We start from the raw sequence: 25,592 nt of genomic DNA, 5'->3' as shown, positions 1-25,592 counted from the left end.
CGATCGGGAGCCGGTGTTATTGGTACTTGAACCGCTTGAACCAGTCGTCCTCGCCGAACAAGCTCAGCCCGATGGAGAGTTTGATGTAATTCTCCCGGATCATCCGAAACTGCCGCGTTCCCATCGCGCCGTCGGCGGTTCTGCCGCGCTGGCCGAATTCGACTCCGACATTGACGGCGCTCAGTCCCTGGACTTTGATCGGAATGCCCACGCCGAGCGTGATGGCCTTGTCGCGGACGTTGTGCCCGTTGATCCGCATGTAGTAATCGTTGTAACGGAAGCCGAGCCGGTAAGACCACCGGTTCAGGACATGGCGGACATCCATCGGATTCGGAATGTACTGAACGCCGAACTTGATGTACTGGTTGTTTTTGAATTCTATGCCGTTCATCGGATCGTTCGTGTTCACGTTGTTCCACTGTTCCATGGAGTAATCCAGGCCGAGGCTTAACCGTACGGATTGGTAGCTCAGGCCGAACGTGAACGTATTGGGCAGCGAGAAATTCTCTTTTGAAGTCGTATCGGTAATTTTGTCCGACGTAATGCTGGTCGAGTAGATCGAGCGGCTCGTGGTCGGCTTGAGATTCGTCCTGGGCCGGTAAGTCGCTCCGAAGGTCAGCACGCGTTTATCGCTCTGAATCAGGTCGTATTGCAATCCGATGTTGGCCCCCAGCCGCGAAATGGATTCCCGCGCGGTTCCGTGGGCGTTGACGAAGGTTTCGTTGGACAGCAGCGAAGTGATGTCGGTGTTGAAATACCGCGAGATGCGCCCGTGGTAATAAACCATGTCGGCGCCGACCGACAGACGTTTGGTCAGCAGGATGCCGAATCCCAGCTTGGCCTGCGTGACGTTCCCTTCTCCGGTGTAGTTATACAGCACGTCCATATTATTGGCCAGGAAGAACGGGTCGGTGTCGCGCATTTCGATCCGGTAGCCCACGCTGCTCATCGGGGTGACGCTGATGCCGATTCCCAGCGAACGGGCTATCGGGAACGCAAGTGCGATGTCCCTTACGTTGAACGAATTGTGGCTGGTTTTGGCTGCCGAAGTTTTCGAGTAGGTGTTGTTTCCTTCGATTTCGACGTTGAACAGGAACGTTTTTTGTTTCAAAATGCTGTAAGAGGCCGGGTTCAGGTAGTTTATCTTCAGCGCGTTGCGTAATCCGATACCGGCGCCTCCCATCGAACGCATATACCCGGGGCCCTGGGTCGAGAAGTCCCCGATTCCGTAAAACGTATAAGGAGAGAAAGTATTCAGACTGCTGCTCTGAGCCCACGCCGCTGCGGGCAACGCCAGCAACAATGCCAGGACAACCCGGAGAATTCGCTTGTTATTCTGCATTATATTCTAAAATTCGGTTCAGACCGTAAGCCACAAGGTCGTAGGTTGCAAATATCGTATTTTTTAATCGTTTGGCAAAGAAATTACTGTCTCCCCCGGTGAAAATTATCCGCAGGTCGCTGTATTTGCGTTGCAGGTCGCGGATATAGCCTTCGATTTCGTAAACGATTCCGTTGACCACGCCGCATTCGATGGCGCTTACGGAGGTGTTGCCGAACAGTTCGGTCGGGTTATCGTTCAGCGAGCACAGCGGCAGTTTTTTCGTGAAGTGGTGCAGGGCCTTGAAACGGATCGCCGCGCCGGGGGTGATGTTGCCGCCGAGGAATTCGCCGCCCGAGACGACGTCGATCGTAATGGCCGTTCCGAAATCGACGATCAGGATATCGCTGTTCGGGTAGATCGTATTGGCTCCTACGGCTGCGGCCAGCCGGTCGGCGCCCAGCGTGCCGGGCGTGGCGTAGCGGTTGACGATCGGCACCGGGACGTTTTGGTCGAACCTCAGGAACCGCTTCATGCGCTGTTCCAGGAACCGTTCGAGTTCCTCGTCCGTGTCGCGCGACGAGACGATCACCGCGGCGTCGATGCCCGGGTTCGCTTTGAGCAGTTTTTCGATATAGGCCGTGTCGATCTGTTCGGTTTTCAGAAAATCGACGACCTGGCCACCGTCGATGATGGCCAGTTTGGCGAGCGTGTTTCCTATGTCGATAGCAAGATTCATCCGTACAAAATTAGTGATAAAAACCGTTCCCGCAACCTCCCGCCGCTCTCCGCTCCGGTACGAAATCCCGCTAAACGACCCCTTCCCCGCGGACTTTGGCTGCCAGTTCGCAAAGGTTCGCAGTCGCTTCGGATATGTTTTTTATATTTCTAACTACAATAGACAGCTTATTATTGTTCTGTTTGAAAATAAATTTACTGTCGGGGCGCGTCGCGATTTTCAGGATGTTGCCGAATACCGTGCTTTTGTAGTAGGCCGAATGCTGGTTTTCGATGAATTTCAGGATCATGATGCCGTTTTTGACGATCGCTTTCTCGAACCCGAGTTCGATGCATACCCACCGCATCCGAACGATGTCGAACAATTCGCGAGTCGCTTCCGGAATCGGGCCGAAACGGTCGATCAGATTTTTCTCGAAAAGGGCCAGCCGCCGGTCGTCTGTGATGTGGTCGAGTTCGCGGTACAGGCGGATTTTCTCGGCGGAACTGCTGATGTAAGCGTCCGGGATAAAGGCTTCGCGGTCGGTGTCGATCTGCGTGTCGGAGATGTACGTGGCCGGTTGCGGCGGCGCCGTTTCGCCGGGCGTTTCGCCGGTTTTCGCGAATTCTTCTTCGCGCAGTTCGGCGATCGCTTCGTTCAGGATTTTCTGATAGGTTTCGAAGCCGATATCGGCGATGAAACCGCTCTGTTCGCCGCCCAGTAGGTTGCCTGCGCCGCGGATGTCCAGATCCTGCATGGCGATGTTGAATCCCGCGCCGAGGTCGGAGAACTCTTCGATGGCCCGCAGCCTGCGTCGTGCGTCGGACGACAGCATTTCGTCCGGCGGCGTCAGCAGGTAGCAGAACGCCTTGCGGTTCGACCGCCCGACGCGGCCGCGCAATTGGTGCAGGTCGCTCAGGCCGAAGTTTTGGGCATTGTCAATGATGATCGTGTTCGCGTTCGGCACGTCCACTCCCGATTCGATGATCGAAGTGGCTACCAGCACGTCGAACTCCCCGTAAATGAAGTCCATCATCAGTTGTTCGAGCTGTTGCGGGTTCATCTGCCCGTGCCCGACGCCAACGCGCGCTTCCGGGCACAGCTTCCTCACGAGGCGTTCGATGTTGCCGATCGTCTCGACGCGGTTGTGGACGAAATAGACCTGCCCGTTGCGGGAGAGCTCGTATCCGATCGCTTCGCGGATGATCTCCTCGTCGAACAGGTGGCTCTCGGTGGCGATCGGCTGGCGGTTCGGCGGCGGCGTTGAAATGACCGACAAGTCGCGCGAACCCATCAACGAGAATTGCAGCGTACGCGGGATCGGGGTGGCCGTCATCGTCAGCGTGTCGATGTTGGCTTTCAGGTGGCGCAGTTTCTCTTTGGCCGCTACGCCGAATTTTTGTTCTTCGTCGATAATCAGCAGGCCCAGATCCTTGAATTCGATGCTTTTGCCGAGCAGTTTGTGCGTTCCGACCAGAATGTCGATCTTGCCGGCGGCCAGATCGTCGGCGATCTGCCGCATCTCTTTCGCGCTTTTCACGCGGCTCAGGTGCTCGATCCGCACGGGGAATTCTTTCAACCGGTCGTTGAACGTTCGGTAATGCTGCAAGGCGAGGATCGTGGTCGGAACCAGTACGGCGACCTGTTTCGAGTCGGTGACTGCCTTGAAAGCGGCCCGGATCGCGATCTCGGTCTTGCCGAAGCCGACGTCGCCGCAGATCAGCCGATCCATCGGCGTGCGGCTCTCCATATCCTGCTTGACCAGTTGCGTGGCGGTCTGCTGGTCGGGCGTATCTTCGTAGATGAACGAGGCTTCCAGTTCGTGCTGCAGGTAACTGTCCGGCGAATATGCGAAACCTTCGCTCGCCTTGCGTTTGGCGTACAGCGCGATCAGCTCGCGGGCGATGTCCTTGACCGCCTTTTTCGTGTTCAGTTTCATCCGCTGCCAGGCGCCCGATCCCAGCTTGTAGATTTTCGGCGGTTCGCTCTCCTTATCTTTGTATTTCGAAATGCGGTGCAGCGCGTGTACGTTGACCAGCAGCACGTCGTTGTCGCGGTAGACCAGCTTGATCGCTTCGTGTACCTTGCCGTTTTCGACCGTGCGCGTCAGTCCGCCGAAGCGTCCTACGCCGTGGTCGATGTGTACCACGTAATCGCCTACCTTCAGCGAATTAAGCTCCTGGATCGTCAGACTTTCGCTGCGGTCCAGTTCGCCGCGGATGCGATAGCGCTGATAACGGTCGAAGATCTGGTGGTCGGTATAAAAACACTTTTGCGAAATGTGGTCGATGAATCCGGCGTGCAGCGTCAACGGCACCGATCCGAACCGGACCTGTTTGGCGCCGATCGAATTGAAAATATTGCCTAGGCGTTCCAGTTGGGCTTTATTTTCGGTCAGGAAAAAAGTTTCGTATCCGTTTTCGCGGTTTCGTGTGATGTCTTCGGCCAACAGTTCGAAATTCTTGTTGAACTGCGGCTGCGGCGAAGTATTGAAGGCGATCCGGACGTCTGCGGCGCGTTCGGTGATGTTGTCGTTGAGCAGGATGAAGGTCGCCTTGCCGCTGTTTTCTAAAAATTCTTTGCGACTGGTGACCATCCGGTCGATTTCGGACGGATTTTCGAGGTCGCCGAGTATTTTGGTGCGGATGTCGTTGAATCGTTTCAGCGTGTATTCGCCGTCGGCGATCCAGTAGACGGCCTGTCCGGCGAACGTGGCGAACGAAACGCGGGCCGACGCATTGGCGATGTCCTTCAGGTTCGGGACGATTTCGACTTCGGCGAGTTTCCCGGTCGAGAGTTGCGTCGAAATGTCGAACGGGCGGATCGAGTCGATCTCATCGCCGAAAAAGTCGATGCGGTACGGCACGTTGGACGAAAACGAAAAAATGTCGATGATTCCGCCGCGTACCGAGTATTGTCCCGGTTCGTAAACGAAATCGACCCTTTCGAAACGGTTCGTCGTGAGGATTTCTTCGACGAATGCCGTCGAGAGACGGTCGCCTCTGCGCAGCGTCAGGATGCTTTCGCGGAGCTGCTGCTGGCCGACGACTTTTTCGGCCAGCGCTTCCGGATAGGTGCAGAGCGCCAGCGCGCCGCCGTCGTTGTTTTTTACGGCGTTCAGCGCTGCCGTTCGCTGTACGATCCCCGACGGATCTTCCTGTCCGAATTGGATCGAACGTTTGTAGCCGGTCGGGAAAAACAGCAGTCGTTCTTCGCCCAGCAGCGGAAACAGATCGTTGTACAAGTAGCCCGCCGCGTCCCGGTCTTCCATGACGAAGACGTGCAGCCCTCCGGTTTGCCGCACGGCTGCTGCCGCGACCAGCGACAGCGACGATCCGGCCAGCGAAGCCAGTCCGACGCTGCGGCCGGGACGGATCTCCGCGGCCAGTTGCCGGTAAGCTTTTTCGCCGGTAAAAAGTTGCAGCAGTTCGTCGGTGGTCATGGTGCGGTTCAGAACAATTCTTCGTCCTTCCGGTTGAAATAACGGGTTTCGATGATGCCGGTGGTCGTGTTTTTAACGATGCGGATGGCGCACCGGTATTTCAGCATCCAGCGCAGCCGCAGCGAGAATACCCCTTTGGTCAGGAAGGCGGCTACGACCGGGTTGACTCGGAGCTTGATGTAGTCGAGTTTTTTCTCTTTCGCGTAGTAGGCGATCTGTTTTTCGATTTGCGTATCGAGCAGCGCGGCCGGCGTGACCAGTCCGGTGCCGTGGCAGGCCGGGCAGGTTTCGCGCATGTCGATGTGCGTCTCGGGACGCACCCGTTGGCGGGTGATCTGCATCAGGCCGAATTTCGATAGCGGCAGGATGGTGTGCTTGGCGCGGTCGTTCGCCATCATCTCGCGCATCTTTTCGACCAGCGCCGTGCGGTTTTCGCTTTTGTGCAGGTCGATGAAGTCGATCACGATGATACCGCCCATATCCCGCAGGCGCAACTGCCGCGCGATCTCGGCCGCCGCCGCCAGGTTGACGTCCATGGCCGTCTGCTCCTGGTCGTTGTCCACTTTGGCGCGGTTGCCGCTGTTGACGTCCACCACGTGTAGCGCTTCGGTATGTTCGATGATCAGGTAGGCTCCCTTTTTCAGCGAGACGTATTTGCTGAAAAGCGACATGATCTGTTTCGATACGTCGAAATTGTCGAAAATGGGAACGTTGCCTTTATAGAGCTTGACGATTTTTTCCTTTTCCGGAGCGATCGTGCGAATGTATTCGCGCACTTCTTCGTAGACGGTCTGGTCGTCGATGCAAATGCTGCTGAACGAACCGTTCAGCAGATCGCGTATGATGGTGGTCGTTCGGTTCTCTTCGTTGAGGATCAGGGCGGGAGCCGTACTGTTGCGGACGCCCGATATGACTTTTTTCCAGCGTTCGATCAGCGACAGGATGTCGTGCTTGATCTCTTCGTCCTGCTGTCCCATCGCCGCGGTGCGGATGATCACGCCGTAGTTGTTCGGCAGCACTTCCGATGCGATGCGCTTGAGCCGTTTGCGCTCTTCGGCCGAACGGATTTTCTGCGAAATGGATACCTTGTTCGAAAACGGGATCAGTACGACGTTGCGCCCCGCGAGCGACATGTCGCAGGTCAGACGGGGCCCTTTCGTCGAGATGGCCTCTTTGGCGATTTGTACCAGGATCGATTGTCCGCTGGCGATGAATCCGGATATTTTCCCGTTCTTGCCCATCGCCTTGTCGAGGCGCATGGTTTCGAAGTTCGGGATTTTCTTGTTGTTGGTCAGTATGTTGACCAGCTTCTGCTGGGTGGTGAACTGAGGGCCGAGATCCAGGTAGTGGATGAATGCGTCTTTTTCGTATCCTACGTTGACGAACGCGGCGTTCAACCCGGGCATGATCTTCTTGACTTTTCCCAGATAGATATCGCCGACGGCAAATCCCGTTTTGCATTTTTCCTTGTTCAGTTCGACAAGCTGTTTGTCTTCGAACAGGGCGATGGTGATTTCGTTGGAGGTTACATTGATTATTAATTCTTTATTCATCAGTTGTTTGAGGTTTCGTCACGATCCGCCGTCGTCGCTTGGCGATCCTTTGCGCGGGCGGTCGTGGGGGAGAAGTGATCACTGGCTGTTTATTATGCAATAAACCTAAAGACCCCGAAGGGCTCTTTAGGTTTATAATACTAAAGATGCATAAAATATGCGACCTACTTTTTCTTTTTGTGTCTGTCTTTTCTCAGACGTTTTTTCCGTTTGTGGGTAGACATTTTATGCCTTTTCCTTTTTTTACCGCTTGGCATGATTGAAAAATTTAATAAATAAGGTTACTATTTGGTGTTAGCTTTCACCTTGCCCGCAAAGCTCTTGGCCGGTTTGAACGCCGGGATGTTGTGGGCAGGAATTGTGATCGTCGTATTTTTCGAGATGTTACGGGCTACTTTTTCAGCTCTTTTCTTAACGATGAAGCTGCCGAAACCTCTCAGGTATACGTTCTTATTGGCCGTCAGCGAATCTTTGATGCTTTCCATGAAAGATTCCACGATCTGCTGCACCTGCGCCTTTTCGACGCCCGTGCTTTTTGCGATTTCATTAACGATGTCCGCCTTAGTCATAATTACAAGTATTTTTAGTTTAACTTATTTTCAAAACTCCCGCTGGAGTGCAAAGATACATTTAATTTTTGATTCCAACGATAAAAACAACTTTTTTTTTGGATTTCCGAGCGCGCTAACTCTTTCTGTCCTATTTCGTTTCTATACCCTGAGGTTTCGCAAAAATCAGCCCAAAAATCACGGCCGGCCCGATTTCCGTTTATAAATCTTATTCTGAGACGAATAACCGTTCTGTGGAAGGGTAAGTCGCTGTCTGTTAGATTCGTGTCTTTCGGCGCCTGCCGTAAGTATAACGCGGCAAAACGTTTTATAGTCTTTCAGCGGGCAATAAACGGCTGATTTTTGCATTATAATCGAAACAAACGGCCGCATTACGGACTTTGTATTCGGTGGGTTGGCTGGAAAATAATTATCTTTGTTAGTAAAATTCGGAGGAGTTATGAGCGGTGCTAAAATTTTATGGGTGGACGACGAGATTGATCTGCTGAAACCCCATATCCTGTTTTTGAAGGGAAAAGGTTATGACGTGGAGACCTGCAACAACGGTTACGATGCGATCGACCTGGTGGCTGCGCGGCAGTTCGACCTGGTGATCCTCGACGAGATGATGCCGGGGCTGACGGGGCTCGAAACGCTGCCCCGGATCAAGGAGTTGCGGCCGATGACCCCGGTGATCATGGTTACCAAAAGCGAGGAGGAGAACATCATGGACAAAGCGGTCGGATCGAAGATCGCCGACTACCTGATCAAGCCGGTTAATCCGAATCAGGTGTTGCTGTCGATCAAAAAGAACGTCCACAGCCAGCAGTTGGTCACCGAACAGACCACGGCCGATTACCGCAGCGAGTTCGGGCGCATTTCGTCGTCGTTCGCCGATGCGCGGACGTTCGCCGATTGGGTGCAGATCTACCGCAAGCTGTATAACTGGGAGATGGAGCTCTCCGAATCGACCGATCCGGGCGTCCGCGAGATTCTCTCTTACCAGAAGAACGAAGCGAACAACGAATTTGCCAAATTTATCAAAAACCGTTATCTGGACTGGTTCGCGAAGCCCGACGACGATACGCCGGTGATGTCGCAGAACCTGATTCGCAAAAAAGTGTTCCCGGTGGTGGACGCCGCTCCGAAGACTACGTTTTTTCTGATCGACAATTTCCGGTACGACCAGTGGCGGGTGATCCAGCCGGTGCTGCACAGTCTGTTCGAAGTTGAAAAGGAGGATTTTTACTGTAGCATCCTGCCGACGGCGACACAGTACGCGCGCAATGCGATCTTTGCCGGACTGATGCCGGCCGCGATCGACAAGATCATGCCCGACCTGTGGCTGAACGACGATGAAGAAGGCGGTAAAAACCAGCACGAAGAGGATTTCCTGCGCCGCCAAATCCAGTCGCAGGGGAAGGGATACAGCCTGTTTTTCGACAAGATCGTCAAGACGGATTCCGGGAAACGACTGATCGAGAATATCGACAAGGTACATAATGCCGATTTCTCGGTGATCGTTTACAATTTCCTCGATATTCTGTCCCATGCCCGCACCGAGACGCAGATTATCCGCGACCTGGCCGAGGACGAAGCGGCTTTTCGTTCGCTGACCCGCTCGTGGTTCGAGCATTCCGACCTGTTGGAGCTGATGCGGCTGCTGGCCGAGCGCGGCCATACGATCATCATCACGTCGGATCACGGTACGATCCAGGTGGATAATCCGGTGCGCGTGCAGGGCGACCGCGCGACTTCGTCGAACCTGCGCTACAAGACTGGGCGCAACCTCGGCTTCAATCAGAAAGAAGTTTTTGCGATCACCAAGCCGGAGCTGGCGCACCTGCCGAAGTCGAACATCACGTCGACTTACATTTTCGCCTACAACCGCGATTTCTTCGTTTATCCGAACAATACGAATCAGTTCGTCCGCTATTACAACAATACGTTCCAGCACGGCGGCATTTCGATGGAAGAGATGATCGTGCCGTTCCTGGTGTTGAAACCTCGATAACCGACCGTTTGCCGTTATGGAGAATCCCGATGAACGCGGCGTCGATCTTACCCGCTGCTGCTATGCCGACCTCAGGGGCGGAACGTACCGTCTGGCCGTGCTGCCTTGGGGCGCTACGGAGCCGCACAACCTGCACCTGCCGTATCTGACCGATTGTTTGCTGGCGCAGAGCTTGGCCGTCGACGCGGCGGCGAGGCTGTGGCGCGAACGCGGCGTTCGCGCGGTCGTGCTGCCGCCCGTTACGCTGGGGTCGCAGAATCCGGGACAGTGGGACAAGCCGTTTTGTCTGCATACCCGCTACGAAACCCAGCGCGCCGTGTTGGGCGACATCGTCGCTTCGCTGCGGCGGCAAGGGCTTTCGCGGCTGATCGTGCTGAACGGACATGGCGGTAATTCGTACCGTAACATGGTGCGCGATCTGGCGTTCGAATACCCCGATTTCCTGATCGCTGTTTCCGATTCGTTCGGGATCGTTCCGCAGCGGGATTTTTTCGAGGAAAGGGACGACCACGCCGGGGAAATGGAGACTTCGCTGATGATGCATTACCATCCGGAACTGGTGGATATCGAACGCGCCGGCGACGGCCGTTCGGAGCCGTTCGCCGTGGAGTCGTTGAACGACCGGACGGCATGGGTGCCGCGCGATTGGAACCGGGTGTCGGAGGATACGGGCATCGGCAATCCGCTGAAATCTTCGCCCGAAAAGGGGGCGCGTTACGCCGAAGCGGTCGTCGACCGGCTGGTGCGGTTGTTCGCCGACCTCGCCGCGCCCGACGGCATTTACGGAGAGCGACGCCCGGAAACAGATCGTTTTTAACGGATTCGTCCGGAATTTTTCGTAGCTTTGTAAACGGCGGCCGGCGTCGCGCCCGAGGGCGTCGTCGGTTTGCCTACAATCGCTAACCTTTTCCGCTATGAAAAATATTCTGCTTGTCTTTTGCCTGCTGGCGGCCGGAACCGGTTTCGTCCGCGCCGGCGGACTGACGCTCGCCTCGCACGGTAAGAGCGGTTATGTAATTATCATTCCCGAAAAAGCCACCCCGGTCGAGAAAAAAGCGGCCGACGAGTTCCGGCGGCTGTTCGCGCTGAGTTCTTCGGTCGAACTGCCCGTCTGTACCGACGCCCGCCGTCCTTCGGCGCGGGAGATCGTGATCGGCAATACGTCGCGGTCGAATTCCGCCGCCGATACTTCCGGCCTGCAGCAGGACGGGTTCGTGATCCGCACCGACCGCAAATCGCTCTCGATCCGCGGCGGCAGCGAAAAGGGGGTGTTGTACGGCGTTTATACGTTTTTCGACAAATACCTCGGTTACCGCTGTTATTCGCCGACCGTGTTCAAATATCCGACGCTCGCGAAGGTGACGGTCGCAGCCGGGATCGCCGACCGCCAGGTGCCGGTCAACCTCTACCGGAACGTCTTTTACGAAGTGGCCGACGATCCGTTCTATGCGGATTGGCATAAGCTCGATCACATGAAACCCGACTGGGGCATGTGGGTGCATACGTTCGCGCAGTTGCTGCCGCCCGACCGGTATTTTGCGGAACATCCGGAATATTACGCCCTGGTCGACGGCAAACGGGTCGGCATGCAGGCCGACGGTCACCTTTGCGCGCAGTTGTGCTTGACCGACCCGGACGTGCTGGAGACGGTCGTCGAAAACCTCGGCGACAGGATGCGCGAGCAGCCCGACGCCCTTTATTGGTCGGTCAGTCAGAACGACACCTATGCCGAGCACGGCTATAACTGCGCCTGTCCCTCCTGCCGGGAGTTGGACGAGCAGGCCGGCGCTCCGAGCGGTTCGGTCGTCGCTTTCGCCAACCGCGTGGCCGCTCGGTTCCCGGACAAAATGATTTCGACGCTTGCCTACCGTTACAGTCGTACGGCCCCGAAAGGAATTCGCCCGGCCGACAACGTCAATATCATGCTGTGCGACATCGAGTGCAACCGCCATCGGCCGATCGAAACCGATCCGACCAGCCGGGCGTTCCGCACCGATTTCGAGGAGTGGGGGAAAATCGCCAAAAGTATCCTGATGTGGGATTACGTGATTCAGTTTTCGAATCTGATGGCCCCGTATCCGAACCTGCGCACGTTGCAGCCGAACATGCAGTATTTCGTCCGCAACGGCGTGACGGCCCAGTTTCAGCAAGGCAATATCAGCAAAGGCGGTGAATTCTGCGAATTGCGGCCTTATTTGGTGGCCCGGCTGCTGTGGAATCCCGATGTCGATATCCGCGCCGAACTGGCCGATTTCCTGTCCGGGTATTACGAGGAAGCGGGGCCGCATATTGCGGCTTATATCGACCTGATGCACGACGAACTCGAAAAGTCGGGCCTGCCGCTGACTATTTACGGCAAGCCGTACGATCATTACGAGAAGGGATATATGCGTCCGGAGCTTTTTGCCCGTTACGAAGTCCTGTTCGACGAAGCCGAAAAAGCGGTCGTATCGAAACCCGACGTGCTCGAACGGGTGCGGGTGGCTCGCCTGCCGCTGACCTTCTCGCTTTTCGAGATCGCCAAGGCGCGCGGTACCGCCGAAGACCGGGTGTTCGAACAGGCGGACGGCCGCTGGAGGGTGCGTCCCGAAATAACGACCCTGCTGGACGATTTCCATGCGTTATGCAATAAAGTGAAGATTCGGCATTTCGTCGAAGGAGGCGTGTCGCCCGACGAGTATTGCCGGCAGACCCGCGAGGCGCTGGAAGCGGCGACCCGGAAATAAAGTCGAAACGAATGTTCCGGGAAACCGGAGTTTGTTGTGGAATTCGAAAGGAAACGTTTATCTTTGCCCCGTATCCCGGAAAGTACCGGAAACGGCGAGTCGCTGAATTTTGATAAAACGATTTTATGATACTGAAGATAGGTTCGACGGACGATCTGCCCAAGGCGGCGGCCGCGATTCTGGAGTCGCTCGACGGACGTTCCGTCGTGGCTTTCCGCGGCGAAATGGGAGCCGGCAAGACGACGTTGATCCGTGCGATCTGCGATGCGCTGGGCGTAACCGATACGGTGACCAGCCCGACGTTCGCCATCGTCAACGAATATCGCGGAGAGGGGATTCCGCCGGTGTATCATTTCGATTTTTACCGGATCGACCGGATCGAGGAGGCTTTCGATTTCGGGTACGAGGAGTATTTCTACGGCGGCGACCTGTGCCTGGTCGAGTGGCCCGAAAAGATTGAAAGCCTGCTGCCGGACGATGCGATGACGGTACGTATCGAAGTGACCGGCGAGGATTCGCGGACGATCGAGATCGATCCTCAGGACTGAGACGAATTGAAAGACTGATTAAGGTTAAACTATATGAATATGACAAAGAGTGCGTTTTTGTTCGTCCTGCTGCTTTTCTCCGTCCGGGCTTTCGGACAGACGGATACGATTTTCTCGAACAACGAAAAGATCCCGTGTATCGTCAAGGAGATCAAGGAGAGCTCTGTGGTGTACGTGCATCCGGGGGAAGAGCTTCTGAACAGTATTTATAAAAATGCCGTCCAGAAGATCGTCTTTAAGAACGGCCGGGTTCAGGTTTTTGCCGAGGCGACTTCGTTCAATGCGGTCAAGGGCGTCGACGATTACGAAAAAGTGACCGTGACGGCCGTCGAAAGCGAGGTGAAAGGGCTTTTCAAAGTGGGGGATGTCAGCGCCAAAGCGGTGGGAACCACCGAACTGTCCAATCAGGAGCGAGTGAAGAACCGGGCGTACCGGAAGCTTAAAATGGTGGCTGCGATGATGGGAGCGAACGCCGTCTACCTGACCAACCAGCGCACCGAAGGCAATAAGATCGGTTATTTCTCGTCCAGTTCGGCCGAGACGAACCTTACGGGCGTCGCCTATACGAACCGGCTGCCCGATTTCAACGCCTTCAAGGAGCTGCTCGATCGGCACAAGGGAAAGATGACTCAGGTGCTCGAGGTCAGCCTCGGCGGCAGTTCTACCGAATATGCGAAATTTAAGACCAACAAGCCTTTTACGATCGAAAACTTGACCGGCGAAAACGGGTTGATCGTGATCGACGACAAATACCGCGTGGTCGGGTTCGACCAGCAGGGGTTCAACGTCTATTACCGGAACAAGAGCAAATGGTTCAACGTGCGGGTCGATTTCGGGGAGTAATCCGTATCGTGCCGCCGCCGTCTACGGCTTGATCCGGGCAATGATTTTCGGGTCGGAGAGTTCGCGCAGCGCGTCGCGGCCGATCCATGCAGCCGTCCGGTCGGCGGACGCCCCCAGGCGGCGGCTCAGTGCGACGGCCTGCGTGTGGAGCCGCAGGTTACGCTTGCCGGTTTGCCGCAGCGCCCAGTTGACCGCCTTGCGAACGAAATTTCGGGGGTCGGCGGAAGCGGTTTCGATCAGATCGAAAAGCGGGATGAATTTTTCATCGCCGCTTTTTTTGTCTCCGACGGCCAGCGTGGCGATCAGCGCGAAGGCCGTTCGGCGGACGAATTCCTCTTCGCGGGGAGCATAAGCGTAAATTTTGTCGAATGCGAACGGTGTATGCCGCAGCAGGTTCTGGCAGCACATATCGCAGATGTCCCAAGCGTCGAAACCGTCCGTCCAGCGGTCGGCCAGCTCCGGCGTCGTCCGGGCCGGATCGGCGATCATCGGGGCCAGCAACCGGGCTTCGTGCCAACCGGTCTCCCAAAGACTCAACGCCAATTCGTGCTGTCTTTTGTAAGGCTTGGCGATCTTCCGCAGTTGCGGCACCGGGACGCCCAGCGCCCGTTCGTTCGGGATTCCGAAACGTTTCATTTTTGCCAGGTGGTCGGGCGAGGCGTGCGATTTGAGCAGTTCGATCAATTCGGTCGTTTTGTCCATGAGTTCGGGTTGTGTTATCTTTGGAGCAAAATTAATCATAAAGTGAAAAGGTACGATTGTTTGCTGTTCGATTTGGACAGAACCCTGTGGGATGTGGAGCGGAATCAGAAGGAGGCTCTGCGGGTGTTGTACGACCGTTACCGGCTGGAGCGTTTCTGCCCCGATTTCGACGATTGTTTCGGTTATTACGAAACGAGCAACGCTCGGCTGTGGGAAGAGTACCGCGACGGCAAAGTGAACCGCGAGACCCTGCGCAATGCGCGTTTCGAGGAGATGCTGGCTGCGATCGGCGTATACGATACGGAGTTGGCGCGGCGGTTGGGGGACGATTACGTCCGCCTTGCGCCGACTTTTACGAACCTGATTCCGTATGCCGAGAAGGTAGTCCGGGAGCTGAGCGGACGCTATCCGCTGTACGTCGTGACCAACGGATTCAGAGAGACGCAATATATCAAATTGAAAGAGTGCGGCCTTTACCGTTATTTCCGGGGCGTCGTCTGCTCGGAGGAGGCCGGTGCGAACAAACCGTCGCCGGTAATCTTCGGGTATGCCCTCCGTGCGGCGGGCGTCGGGGCCGATGAGGCCGTGATGATCGGGGACGATCCGCAAACCGATATCCTCGGCGCGTCGAACGCCGGCATCGACTCCGTCTGGTTCAATCCGTTCGGCGAAGTCCGCGAGATTGACGCGACCTACGAAGTTTCGGCCCTGTCGGAATTACTGGGAATATTTTAGAAGACAGTGTTTTCTGCACTCTCCGCCCTCGTTCCGTTGTTATGGGGGAAGGTCAGCGGGAACTGCCGGTCGTTTTCCCGATCCATTCGGCGATTAGGTCGAGCGCTTCCGGAGCGAACGTTTCGTCGATGCTGCCGTATTCGTCCGGTTCTCCCGTTTCGCAGTGCTGAAAAAGGTGGTTCAGCCCGGGGAACCGGCGGAATTCCACGTTCGTTTTACCCGCTTCGCGGCAGCTCTTTTCGAGGCCGTCCATATTCAGGTCGCAGTAGACCTGCATGTCTTTCTCCCCGTTCAGAATCAGCATCGGGCAGCGTATCTGCCCGATCAGCTTGCCCGGATCGGAAGCCATAAAGTACCGGTACCACGGGATGTTCATCGGGCCTACCAGTTTCGTCAGCGAGTCCGGTTCGAGGTAATGTTCGGACGGCAACGACGGCATGACCTTTTTTACGGTGCCGCTGTCTTGTTCCGCGACCCATTTTTTCAACTGTCCGGAGAAAATCACTTCCGCCTTCTGCTGCGGGTTCGCGATCAGGTCGGTATAGATGCTCCTGTTCAGCGCCTGTGCCGCGTCTATGACCGTCCGATCCGATATGATTTTTTTCAGGGCGTGTTCCTGCTGGGACAGGAATATTTCGATACCCGGCACGCCCGGTCCTGCCAGCGAAACGATAAAGGCGATGTCCGGATTGTCCTGCGCGGCGATCAGCGCGATCAGTCCTCCTTCGCTGTGTCCGGCCAGTCCGATCTTCGCCGGGTCGATTTCGGGCCGGTTTTTCAGATAACGGACGCCTTCCAGTACGTCGCGGGCGAAATCCTCGGATGTAGCCTGCCGCAGATCCCCGGTCGTCTGGCCGCATCCGCGGTCGTCCACGCGCAGTACGGCGATTCCGCGGCGTCCCAGGTAGTCGGCGATCACGCGGAACGGCTGGTGATCGAACAGCGTTTCGTTCCGGTCCTGCTGCCCGCTGCCGGTGATCAGCAGTGCGACCGGAAATCGCTCCCCTTTTTCCGGCAACGTCAGCGTGGCGCCGTAGCGGATCGAGGAGTCGCCGTTGTAATAAATGACATCCTGTTCGGCGTAGGGGAAAGGCGGTTGCGGGTATTGCGGGCGCAGTTTGATCCGGTCGACGGATTTGCGGAGCGTCAGCGGGAATTTTTTACCGTAGTTATGCCATTCGCCTACGATGCTGTCCGCCTTTATTTTGCCTTTAAAATAAGCATCTGCGGGTTTCTCTACCCTGAATACCACGCTGTCTTGTTCATAACCGACCGTCGCCGGATAATCGAATGTGCCCTGTGCCGGGACATTCATCTTCGCTGAAAAGTTTCCCGAAGGGTCTTTTTGTACGATGAACTGCATCCGGAGCCGGTGGGCTCCGGCGACCGCATCTCCTTCGTAAAAATTTGGTTGCAATGGCTCTGCCGTCCGGCTGACGGCAATTACCGGCGTACTCAGCAGAAATATCAACAATATTTTTTTGATCGGGTACATTTTTCCACTGATTATTTGGCTTTGTAATGGTAGTTGTAACGTCGTTCCGGAGCGGATTCCCCGTTCAGGAAAAATTCGGCGATGTCGTCCGGCTTCCGGATATTGTCGGCCCAATGGAAATAGAAATCCGGCCGATCGCCTTGGCCGAGCAACTTTTTCGGGACGGCGATCTCCATCTCGTTCCCTCGCTGCCGGTACCGGCAGGGCGCAACGGTCGTCCAGCGGTCGCCGTCGCGCCGTTTCAGCATGGTTTTTTCCGGCGACCGGATCTCCAGGTTGACGGCGAAATCGTATCCTTCCCAGCCGGTTTTTTTGTCCCGGTCGCCGTCGATGAAAAGCAGCATCCAGTTCGGCTCCCGCCAGCAGGTCATCGGTTCGACGGTTTTGACATAAAAATAGATGAATTTGTCGTCGCAGGCCACACGCGATTCGGCGATGTCGTTGCGGGCGGTACGGTTGACGTAGCGGATGCCCTGCGGCGCGCCGTCGTTGTCCCGCATTTGAAGTTCCCCGACGAAATCCTCGAAGCGGGGCTGCACGTCGGCCCACTCGTCGAAGCGGCCGTCGATCGCGATCGTCTTGCGGGGCGAGGCTTCCGGAGGCGGTTTCATCCCTTTGTAACGGCGGACGTGGGCGGCCAGTTGGTAGAAATAGTTGTCCGAATTTTTTCCGGCCTGCGGCTCCAGGTCGCGGTTGAACTCCTCGTTGAATTCATCGACGAAGTAGGTCTCGCCCTCGGCCAGTTTCCGGTTCTGGAAAGTGATGCCGCCCGCCACGAGTTCGGCGGTGGCCGGCCATGCCTCGGCTTTCCATTCGTTCCATCCGGTAACGCAGACGATCAGCGGACGGAAACGTTCGGCCCCTTTCCACTGCTCTTCGAAAAACAGGCCTTCGCCGGAGCGAGGGCTGTTCCAGTAGCGGTCGTATGCGGGCGTGCTGTCCCGCGTGGAACTTTTCGAACCGTAGGCCGGGTAGTCCCATAACGGGGCTCCCTTGCCGGCGGCCACGGCGATCTGTTCGGCCGCCCCGTCGGGGCGCAGGGCGGGCGTCTGCGGATAGTCGTCGAAATAGTGCCAAAACCCGTCGGCGTCCTTGCCGGCCCACATCCGACGCCATGTAAAGGCGTCGTTGATTTTCCGGTCGGAGGGATGCTGTACGGGCGACAGCACCAGCGGTTTCCCGTCGAGTACGAACCATGCGTCCCGGTAAGCGGTGTCGCGGTAAAATTCCGTGTAAAACTCCTCCAGTTTCGGGACGGGATTCGTGTTGAAAAAAGGCACGAGCCGGGGCGGATCGTATCCGTTGCGCCTCATATTGCCCGTCAGCCGTAACAGCAGGCGCAGTTCGTCCTTGTCCATTACCAGGTTCGTGAAGTCGAGAAACAGGAAGTCGATGCCCACGAGGCAGAACAAGCTCAGGTGTTTCTGCATGACGTACGCGTCCGATGAGCGGTAATATCCGAGCTCGGGTTCCCCCCAATAGTAAGCCAGGTGCGGCCATTGCGTGCGATCCGGCTCTTTTCGCAGCGTTTTCGAAATGTCGTAGTCCGGCGTGTCGTTGCGCAACGGCCCGTGCCACAGCCAGTAGAACAGACCGACGTAGCGGTTCGGCTTTTCTCCGCCGGTCTGTGCGTAGTTCGGCAACTCGCGCCCGAGAGCGTCCGTCGCTACCAGCGGATCGCCGAAAGCCGAGACCTGCGGCGAAATCCCCGTTGCGCCGCAAGTTCCGTCCGGCGTTCCGGCCCGGATGCCGTCGTATGCCAGCAGCAGGATTCCTGCCGTCAGTAGGGCCGGGATCGTTTTCATCGGTCGGCGGTTATTTCCGTACCGAGAAGTTGTAGACGCCCGATCCGACGTGCAATACGGTGCGGTCGCCCTTCCGTTCGACGGTAATGCCTTCGATCTTGTCCAGCGGCTGCCCGTTTTCGGAAATGGCTTCCGGATCGGCCGTAGGCAAGTAGACGAGCGCCGAGGCGTTGCCCGGGATTTCGACCGTCTGCCGGAACGTCTGCGGCGTATCGTTCCATTCGCTGCGGATCAGTCCGTACGGCGATTCGAACGCGACGCGGGCGCTGCGGATGTCGCCGACGACCTGCGGGTCGATCACAACCTCTTTATAGCCGACCGATCCCGGAGCCTGCGACAATCCTCCCAGTCCGTTGAACAGCCACGAATAGAGGTGGCCGAGCATACAGTGGTTGTGCGACAGGTAGTCCTTGCTCATCCACGATTCGGCCAGCGCCGTTTCGCCGCAGGCCAGTTGGTAGCCGTATCCCGGCACGTCGTAGCGGCTGTTCATGTCGAACAGCACGTCCGACGCCCCGTTGTCGAGCAGGGCCTGCACGACGTAGCGGTAGCCGACGTCACCGGCCGTCAGCGCGTTGCCGCGGCTGCGGATGTCGTCGATCAGGTTTTGCAGTACGACCGGTTTGTTTTCGGGTTCGACCAGTCCCATGTAGAGCGCCATGGCGTTGGCCGCCTGGCTGTTTCGGTCGTATTTTTTCGTATTTTTATCGAAATATTTGTCGTTGAACGCCTGCTTGACCTGTGCGGCCAGCGCGTCGTAACGAGCGGCGTCCTCCGTTTTGCCGAACAGTTCGGCGACCCGTTTCATGGTGCAGATGTCGTAGTAGTAGATGGCCGTCGCGCTGACTCCGTTCGACGTGAGTTGCGAGTGCGCCGGTTCGCCGGGGCCGATATCGCACCAGTCGCCGAGGCCGTAGGCGACGATATGACCGTCGGCTTTCGACGACAGGTAGTCTACGTATCGAGCCATTTTGTCGTAATTCTCTTCCAGCGGGCGGGTATCGCCGTACCATTGGTAAAGGTACCACGGGATCAGGATGTAGGCGCTTCCCCATTCCGGAGTGTCCAGGAAACCTTCCGAGAAGACCGTGTATTGCGGGGCGATGGTCGGGATCATGCCGTCCGCGTGCTGCGCCGTCGCCATGTCGCCGACGATCTTCGGGAATGCCCGCGAGATGTCGTAGCCGAACTGCACCGACGGTCCGATCAGGTGAGACTGTTCGAGCCATCCCAGTTTCTCTCGGTGCGGGCAGTCGGTGAACACGCTCGAAAAATTGCTGCGGATCGCCCAATCGATCAACTCGTAAATCCGGTTAAACAACGGGTTCGAGCAGGCGAACGCGCCGACCGGCGCGGCGGAGTTGGTCGTATGCAGACCGGTCAGTTCGACGATTTCGGGCAGTCCGTCCGGGTTCGGCTCGCCGGCCGGAACGGCTCCTTCGACTTCTACGTAGCGGAAACCGTAGTAGGTGAACTGCGGCTGCCAGGTTTCCGGCTCGCCGGTACCGAGCGTCGTGTAGCTGAGTATATAAGGGCCTCCCGACGAACGTTGGTTCGCGGTGCTGTCGCCGCCTTGTAATTCGGAAGGGAACATCCGTACCGTATGTTTGCCGTTGGCTTTGACCGTCAAGCGGACGATGCCCGACGCATTCTGCCCGAGGTCGTACAGGTAATTGCCCCGGCTGTTTTCATATTTGCGCACGGTCGGCAATGCCTGGCGGATTTTCAGCGGCGTGGTACGCTGCGAGCGCAGCGGGCTGTCGAATTTCGTGAGAACCGCATCCTGCCATCCGCTGTCGTCGAATCCGGCCTCTTTCCAACCTTGCTGCACGAGGTTCGCATCGAAATCCTCGCCGCCGTAGATGCTCGAAAAAGTGATTGGGCTTTGCGTGGTTTTCCACGACGCGTCCGATACGATCGTGTCCGACGTGCCGTCTTCGTACTCGATTTCCATCTTCAGAAGCATTTTCGGAGCGCCGTACGATCCGACGAATTTCGTGTAGCGTTCGTTCGGGATATTGAAAAAACCGTTGCCGAGCATCACGCCTACGGCGTTTTTCCCCTGTTTCAGTCGGTCGGTCACGTCGAACGACACGTACTGCGCTTCTTTATCGAATTTCGTCCAGGCCGGGTCCAGAAAATGATCTCCGGTCTTGGTGCCGTTGAGGAACAGTTCGAACTGACCGAGCCCGCAAACGTAGGCCGTCGCGCGGCGCACCGGCTTGTTCACCGGAAATTCGCGCCGCATTTGCGGCAGTTTGTAGCGGCCGATCACCGGCAGGTGACGTCCCAGTCCGTCGGTCACCGTCAGGCTGTCGATGTCGGGTTCGAATGCGATCCACCGTGCTCCCGACCAGTCGGCCTGCGATAGCAGTCCCATTGCGAAAGATGCGGTGCGCGCCCACGGGGACGCTTTTTTCGTGCCGTCCCATACGCGGACGCTCCAGTAGTATTTTTTTGCCGCTTCAAGCGGTTCGCCTGCGTAAGGGACGAGTAGCGATTGCGACGAAGCGATTTTTTTGCTGTCCCACACGTTGCCCGTGCCGCGTTCGACCGCTTCCGGCGTGTCCGAAACGATGATCTGGTAAGCGGTCTGTACGGCGCCCCGTGTCGGGGCGTACAACTGCCAGCTGAAACGCGGCGTTTGGGTTTCGATGCCGATCGGGTCGGTCTCCTGCTCGCATTTGAGTTTGTCTGCGCCGAAGGATTGTCCTTGTGCTGTGCCCGTTCCGAGCAGCAGCAATATGCCTAAAAGTCCGTATGAACGGATCGCCGAAAAGTTTTTCATTGCTGAAAAGATTGATTCGTGTGCTAAAATACGCTTTTTGTACCGTTTCTCAAAACGGATTTTCCGGGAAGGGGCGTAAAGGGATGTTCAGTTTCGGGAGGGGCGGCAAGCCAGCGCTCCGAAACAGAGCGAAACGACGCTACAGCATACGGTCAGCAGACCGGTCAGCAACAGGATATCGCCCAGACCGGTCAGCGGCGAAACGATCGCGCCGGAGAGGAATTGGAAAAACCCGATCACGGCCGAAGCGCTGCCGGAGTGTTCGCGTTCGATGTCGAGCGCGAGGGCCGTCGAGGTCGGCAGGATCATGCCGATGGCGACCATCAGCAGGAAAAGCGTGGACTCCAGGAACCCGAACGGAAGTCCGCACAGCAGGGTCGTCGCGCACAGGACGCCGGAACCGACCAGGCCCCACAGGCCTGCCGACAGCGCGTTGCTTCCCCTGCGGAACCGGCCGGCCAGCCAGCTGCCGACGATGATGCCCGCTGCGTTGGTAGCGAAGCAGACGCTGTACCCGATCGGGCTGAGGCCATAATGCTGTTGCAGGATAAACGGCGACGAGGCGATGTAGGTGAAAAATACGCCCATCCCGAAAGCCTGCGTCAGTACGTAATACATGAACCGGCGGTGTCTGAGGATCGGAACGAAAGCTCGGAACGTGCCCCAGACGCTGCCTTGTATCCGTCGGTGTTTCAGCAGCGATTCGCTAATCCGCAGGTTGACGGCGAAAAGCAGGATGCCGATTACGAGCAGCGTCACGAAAATGCCGTGCCAGTCGGTAAAGTTCAGCAGGAATCCGCCGAATACCGGCGCGAGGATCGGGCTCAGTCCGTTGACGACCATCAGCATCGAGAAAAAGCGGCGCAGTTCCTTGCCTTCGTACAGATCGGCCGCGACCGATTTCGACAGTACGATCCCGCCCGCTCCGGCGATTCCCTGGAACAGTCGGAACAGGACGAACGAATAGATGTCCCAGGCGAACAGGCAGGCGACGGTCGCCGCGACGAACAGGCCGAGCGTGATGAGGATCGGCCGTTTGCGGCCGTACTTGTCGCTGATCGGGCCGACCAGCAATTGGCCGCCGGCGAGGCCGAGCATACTTGACGTCAGGCTCAGTTGCACCATCGATGCGGGCACGTCGAAGTAGTCGCCGATCGACGGGAGTCCCGGCAAGTAAAAATCCGTAACGAACGGGCCGAACGCCGACAGCATGCCGAGAATGATCAGCAGGAAAGTGCGGGAGTTGCGGCGATGGATTTTCATGGTCGGATTTTTATCCCGCAAAAATAACCATTTTTTGTAAAAACCGTTCCCCGAAAAGGAAGGGGCTGCGGTACGACGCGTTGCGGCGGATTCCGGCGGTTGCCGGAAAACGAAAGCGGGACGCGCTCCGGAGAGCGTGTCCCGCCTGAAATTCCATGCGGCGGATTACAGGGCCTCGAAAACTTCTTTCCCTTCCTGGCACAACGGGCATACCCAATCGTCGGGCAGGTCTTCAAAAGCGGTTCCGGGTTCGATTCCGTTGTCGGGATCGCCCACTTCCGGGTCGTAAATGTACCCGCATACTTGGCATTTGTACTTTTTCATCGTATTCGATATTTTATTGAGTGAGACATTGCGTCGCGTAAAAACGGTTTTAGTATTTGCACACGCCGGTATAGGTCTGCGGCGAAAGCCTGCGGAGCTCTTCCTTGACTCCTGCCGGCACGTCCAATCCTTCGATAAACGCTTTGATATCGGCTTCGGTGATCGGCTTGTTGGTGCGGGTCAGCGCTTTCAGCGCCTCGTACGGGTTCGGATAGGCTTCGCGGCGCAGAATCGTCTGGATGCCTTCGGCGACGACCGCCCAGTTGTGTTCGAGGTCTTCGTTGATCGCGTCGAGGTTGATGATCAGCTTGTCCATCCCTTTGAGGATCGACTTGAAGGCGATGACCGTATGGGCCATCGGCACGCCGATGTTCCGCAGTACGGTCGAGTCGGTCAGGTCGCGCTGCATCCGCGAGATCGGCAGTTTCGACGACAGGTGTTCGAATACGGCGTTCGCCACGCCGAGGTTGCCTTCGGCGTTCTCGAAGTCGATCGGGTTTACCTTGTGCGGCATCGCCGACGAGCCGACTTCGCCCGCTTTGATCTTCTGTTTGAAGTATTCCATCGAAATGTACGTCCACATATCGCGGCACAGGTCGATCAGGATCGTATTGATCCGCTTGAAGTTGTCGAGGATCGCGGCGATGTTGTCGTAGTGCTCGATCTGCGTGGTGACCTGCGAACGTTCCAGGTGCAGGATGTCGTTGACGAAACGGTTCGCGAATTCGATCCAGTCGATGCCCGGGTAAGCGGCTACGTGCGCGTTGAAATTCCCGGTGGCTCCGCCGAACTTGGCCGGCGACGGAATCGCGCGCGACAGCGCGATTTGCTTGTTCAGCCGTTCGACGAATACGCAAATCTCCTTGCCGAGTTTCGTAGGCGAGGCGGGCTGCCCGTGCGTATGCGCCAGCAACGGGATCTCTTCCCACTCCTTCGACAATGCCGTGAGCTTGGCCACCAGTTGTTCGATCAGCGGATAGTAGACGTCGTTGGTCGCGTCGCGCAGTGTCGACGGAATCGCCGTGTTGTTGATGTCCTGCGACGTGAGCCCGAAGTGCACGAACTCCTTGTGCGCGCCGATACCGAGCTGCTCCATTTTCTCTTTTACGAGGTATTCGACGGCTTTCACGTCGTGGTTGGTCGTCTTCTCGATCTCTTTGACGCGTAGCGCGTCCGCTTCCGAAAAGTCGCGGTACAGGTCGCGCAGCCCTTCGAACGCCGACGCGTCCACGTCGGCGAGTTGCGGCAGCGGCAATTCGCACAGGGCGATAAAATATTCCACTTCGACCATCACCCGGTAGCGGATCAGCGCGAACTCCGAGAAGTAGTCGGCCAGCACTTCGCATTTGCTGCGGTAACGGCCGTCGACGGGCGATATGGCGGTTAATTCAGACAATTCCATCATTTTTTTACGGTTCTTAATCACACAATAGAAAACAAACAAACCAAGGCGCGCCTTGGCGTCCCGGTTTTTTCGATCTGTCATGCAAATATACGAAACCTCCGCGTAATCTGCAATAAATGTGCCTTCAACTTCGTATTGTGTCAAAAAGAGGGCAATTTTATGCAATCCGGAATTAAAATGTTACTTTTGTAAATTCCGGGGACATTCTTTGCAGGGTTTTTGCCCCCGGAGAATTTTTAGGTTGACGAAGCTATGCTGACGGTATTGTTTTTTATCATTGTCGGGTTTTACCTGTTCGGATTGCTCGGCCGGTTGTTTTTGAATTATTGGATCCGCAAGAAACAGCGGGAGTTTGCCGAAGGTGGCGGCGGGTTTTCGCGTACCTATACGTGGGGGACGGGTTTCGGCCGCAGCAGCCGTCCGAAGCCGGAAGGCGACGTGACCGTGCGGCAAACCGCTTCCGCGCAGAAAAAAGTGAACCGGAACGTCGGCGATTATGTCGATTACGAGGAGGTGAAGGAGGAGGCGAATTAGGCTTCCGGGCTGTTCGCCGCGACGATTTTACCGGCGGAAACCGTCGCGGAAGTTACCCGTCGCCGGATATTTTGGATGTTGATTATGAAAAAACTGTTTGAACAGATAGGCCGTTATTTCGTGCTGATGGGGAAGGTTTTCTCGAAGCCCGAGAAGATGGCCATCTACCGGAAGCGGATACTGGCCGAAATCCAGGATTTGGGGCTGAATTCGATTGGGATCGTGGCGATCATCTCCGTTTTCATGGGGGCCGTGATTACGATCCAGATGGCGTTGAACCTCGAGTCGCCGTTCATTCCGAAATACCTGATCGGATACGCCGCGCGGGAGTCGATGCTGCTGGAGTTCAGTTCGACGGTCGTGGCGCTGATCCTGGCCGGAAAGGTCGGGTCGAACATCGCTTCCGAAATCGGTACGATGCGGATTACCGAGCAGATCGACGCGCTGGAGATCATGGGCGTCAATTCGGCGAGCTACCTGATTCTGCCGAAGATCATCGGCACCGTATTCTTTTTCCCGTTCCTGACGATCCTGAGCATGATTATCGGCGTGGCCGGCGGATACGTCGTGAGCATACTGACCGGGGCGGTGAATCCCGATTCCTACATCGTCGGCGTGCAGTACCAGTTCAAACCTTTCTACATCACTTATTCGCTGATCAAGTCGTCCGTATTCGCGTTCATCATCACGTCCATTTCGGGTTTTTACGGCTATTTTGCCAACGGCAACTCGCTCGAAGTCGGGCGGGCCAGTACGCAGGCCGTCGTGGTCAGCAGTATCGTGATTCTGATATTTAACCTGATTCTCACACAGTTACTTTTGACATAG

At 56.7% G+C, this 25,592-nt stretch carries 20 protein-coding genes; 8 read left to right on the top strand and 12 right to left on the bottom strand.

What is annotated here, in order from left to right; translation table 11 throughout:
* Positions 1-16: 16 nt before the first annotated feature.
* The 5 genes from C1A08_RS04885 to C1A08_RS04865 all read right to left on the bottom strand — a co-directional run bounded on the left by C1A08_RS04885 (position 17) and on the right by C1A08_RS04865 (position 7,603).
* On the bottom strand, positions 17-1,342 hold the full coding sequence (locus C1A08_RS04885; RefSeq protein ID WP_101571786.1) for a hypothetical protein: 1,326 nt from the start codon (positions 1,340-1,342) through the stop codon (positions 17-19).
* Entirely contained in the window at positions 1,332-2,060 is a 729-nt protein-coding gene (locus C1A08_RS04880) for a type III pantothenate kinase (protein WP_055202574.1), read from the bottom strand. Before C1A08_RS04880 ends, C1A08_RS04885 begins: the two co-directional genes overlap by 11 nt.
* A 70-nt stretch (positions 2,061-2,130) precedes the next feature.
* Positions 2,131-5,481, bottom strand: a complete 3,351-nt coding sequence (gene mfd / locus C1A08_RS04875; protein ID WP_101571784.1) for a transcription-repair coupling factor — start codon at positions 5,479-5,481, stop codon at positions 2,131-2,133.
* A gap of 8 nt (positions 5,482-5,489) precedes the next feature.
* Positions 5,490-7,034 (bottom strand): Rne/Rng family ribonuclease, encoded by a 1,545-nt coding sequence (locus tag C1A08_RS04870; protein ID WP_101571782.1) that lies wholly within the window; start codon positions 7,032-7,034, stop codon positions 5,490-5,492.
* 284 nt (positions 7,035-7,318) lie between these two features.
* A complete protein-coding gene (locus tag C1A08_RS04865) occupies positions 7,319-7,603 on the bottom strand; it encodes an HU family DNA-binding protein (RefSeq protein ID WP_055202566.1) in 285 nt (94 codons plus the stop codon).
* 439 nt (positions 7,604-8,042) lie between these two features.
* Here C1A08_RS04865 and C1A08_RS04860 point away from each other — a divergent pair, with 439 nt between their 5' ends.
* The 5 genes from C1A08_RS04860 to C1A08_RS04840 all read left to right on the top strand — a co-directional run bounded on the left by C1A08_RS04860 (position 8,043) and on the right by C1A08_RS04840 (position 13,713).
* Positions 8,043-9,596, top strand: a complete 1,554-nt coding sequence (locus C1A08_RS04860; protein WP_055202564.1) for a PglZ domain-containing protein — start codon at positions 8,043-8,045, stop codon at positions 9,594-9,596.
* A 16-nt stretch (positions 9,597-9,612) separates the two neighbouring features.
* A complete protein-coding gene (locus tag C1A08_RS04855; RefSeq protein ID WP_101571780.1) occupies positions 9,613-10,413 on the top strand; it encodes a creatininase family protein in 801 nt (266 codons plus the stop codon).
* 97 nt (positions 10,414-10,510) lie between these two features.
* Complete coding sequence (locus C1A08_RS04850) at positions 10,511-12,322, top strand: DUF4838 domain-containing protein (protein WP_101571778.1); 1,812 nt, start codon at positions 10,511-10,513, stop codon at positions 12,320-12,322.
* Between the two features lie 125 nt (positions 12,323-12,447).
* Positions 12,448-12,870 carry a tRNA (adenosine(37)-N6)-threonylcarbamoyltransferase complex ATPase subunit type 1 TsaE gene (gene tsaE / locus C1A08_RS04845; RefSeq protein ID WP_055202558.1) on the top strand — a complete coding sequence of 141 codons (423 nt, stop codon included), beginning with the start codon at positions 12,448-12,450 and terminating at the stop codon, positions 12,868-12,870.
* A gap of 39 nt (positions 12,871-12,909) precedes the next feature.
* Positions 12,910-13,713 carry a hypothetical protein gene (locus C1A08_RS04840; protein WP_145996519.1) on the top strand — a complete coding sequence of 268 codons (804 nt, stop codon included), beginning with the start codon at positions 12,910-12,912 and terminating at the stop codon, positions 13,711-13,713.
* Between the two features lie 21 nt (positions 13,714-13,734).
* Here the strand turns inward: C1A08_RS04840 and C1A08_RS04835 are convergent, their stop codons facing one another.
* Positions 13,735-14,415, bottom strand: coding sequence for a DNA alkylation repair protein (locus tag C1A08_RS04835; RefSeq protein WP_101571775.1), 681 nt, complete (start codon positions 14,413-14,415; stop codon positions 13,735-13,737).
* 42 nt (positions 14,416-14,457) lie between these two features.
* On the opposite strand from C1A08_RS04835, the gene C1A08_RS04830 reads away from it, so the two are divergent.
* Positions 14,458-15,150, top strand: coding sequence for a YjjG family noncanonical pyrimidine nucleotidase (locus C1A08_RS04830; protein WP_172970731.1), 693 nt, complete (start codon positions 14,458-14,460; stop codon positions 15,148-15,150).
* 52 nt (positions 15,151-15,202) lie between these two features.
* Here the strand turns inward: C1A08_RS04830 and C1A08_RS04825 are convergent, their stop codons facing one another.
* From C1A08_RS04825 to purB, 6 genes are all read right to left on the bottom strand, one after another.
* On the bottom strand, positions 15,203-16,645 hold the full coding sequence (locus tag C1A08_RS04825) for an alpha/beta hydrolase family protein (protein WP_101571773.1): 1,443 nt from the start codon (positions 16,643-16,645) through the stop codon (positions 15,203-15,205).
* A gap of 11 nt (positions 16,646-16,656) precedes the next feature.
* Positions 16,657-18,450: a hypothetical protein gene (locus tag C1A08_RS04820; protein WP_101571771.1), complete on the bottom strand. Its 1,794-nt coding sequence runs from the start codon at positions 18,448-18,450 to the stop codon at positions 16,657-16,659.
* 10 nt (positions 18,451-18,460) lie between these two features.
* Positions 18,461-21,238: a family 78 glycoside hydrolase catalytic domain gene (locus tag C1A08_RS04815; protein WP_101571770.1), complete on the bottom strand. Its 2,778-nt coding sequence runs from the start codon at positions 21,236-21,238 to the stop codon at positions 18,461-18,463.
* Positions 21,239-21,325: 87 nt separating this feature from the next.
* On the bottom strand, positions 21,326-22,501 hold the full coding sequence (locus C1A08_RS04810) for a multidrug effflux MFS transporter (RefSeq protein WP_101572051.1): 1,176 nt from the start codon (positions 22,499-22,501) through the stop codon (positions 21,326-21,328).
* A 165-nt stretch (positions 22,502-22,666) separates the two neighbouring features.
* Complete coding sequence (gene rd / locus C1A08_RS04805; protein WP_055202543.1) at positions 22,667-22,825, bottom strand: rubredoxin; 159 nt, start codon at positions 22,823-22,825, stop codon at positions 22,667-22,669.
* A gap of 49 nt (positions 22,826-22,874) precedes the next feature.
* Positions 22,875-24,230: an adenylosuccinate lyase gene (gene purB / locus C1A08_RS04800; protein ID WP_101571768.1), complete on the bottom strand. Its 1,356-nt coding sequence runs from the start codon at positions 24,228-24,230 to the stop codon at positions 22,875-22,877.
* 252 nt (positions 24,231-24,482) lie between these two features.
* Here purB and C1A08_RS04795 point away from each other — a divergent pair, with 252 nt between their 5' ends.
* The gene (locus tag C1A08_RS04795) at positions 24,483-24,764 is read left to right on the top strand and encodes a DUF4834 family protein (RefSeq protein ID WP_055202541.1); all 282 of its coding nucleotides are present in this window, start codon (positions 24,483-24,485) and stop codon (positions 24,762-24,764) included.
* Between the two features lie 84 nt (positions 24,765-24,848).
* Positions 24,849-25,592: an MlaE family ABC transporter permease gene (locus tag C1A08_RS04790; protein WP_055203506.1), complete on the top strand. Its 744-nt coding sequence runs from the start codon at positions 24,849-24,851 to the stop codon at positions 25,590-25,592.

The sequence above is a fragment of the Alistipes sp. cv1 genome (assembly GCF_900240235.1).
Lineage (GTDB): Bacteria > Bacteroidota > Bacteroidia > Bacteroidales > Rikenellaceae > Alistipes_A > Alistipes_A hominis.
This window is presented reverse-complemented; position numbering and strand designations above follow the sequence as displayed.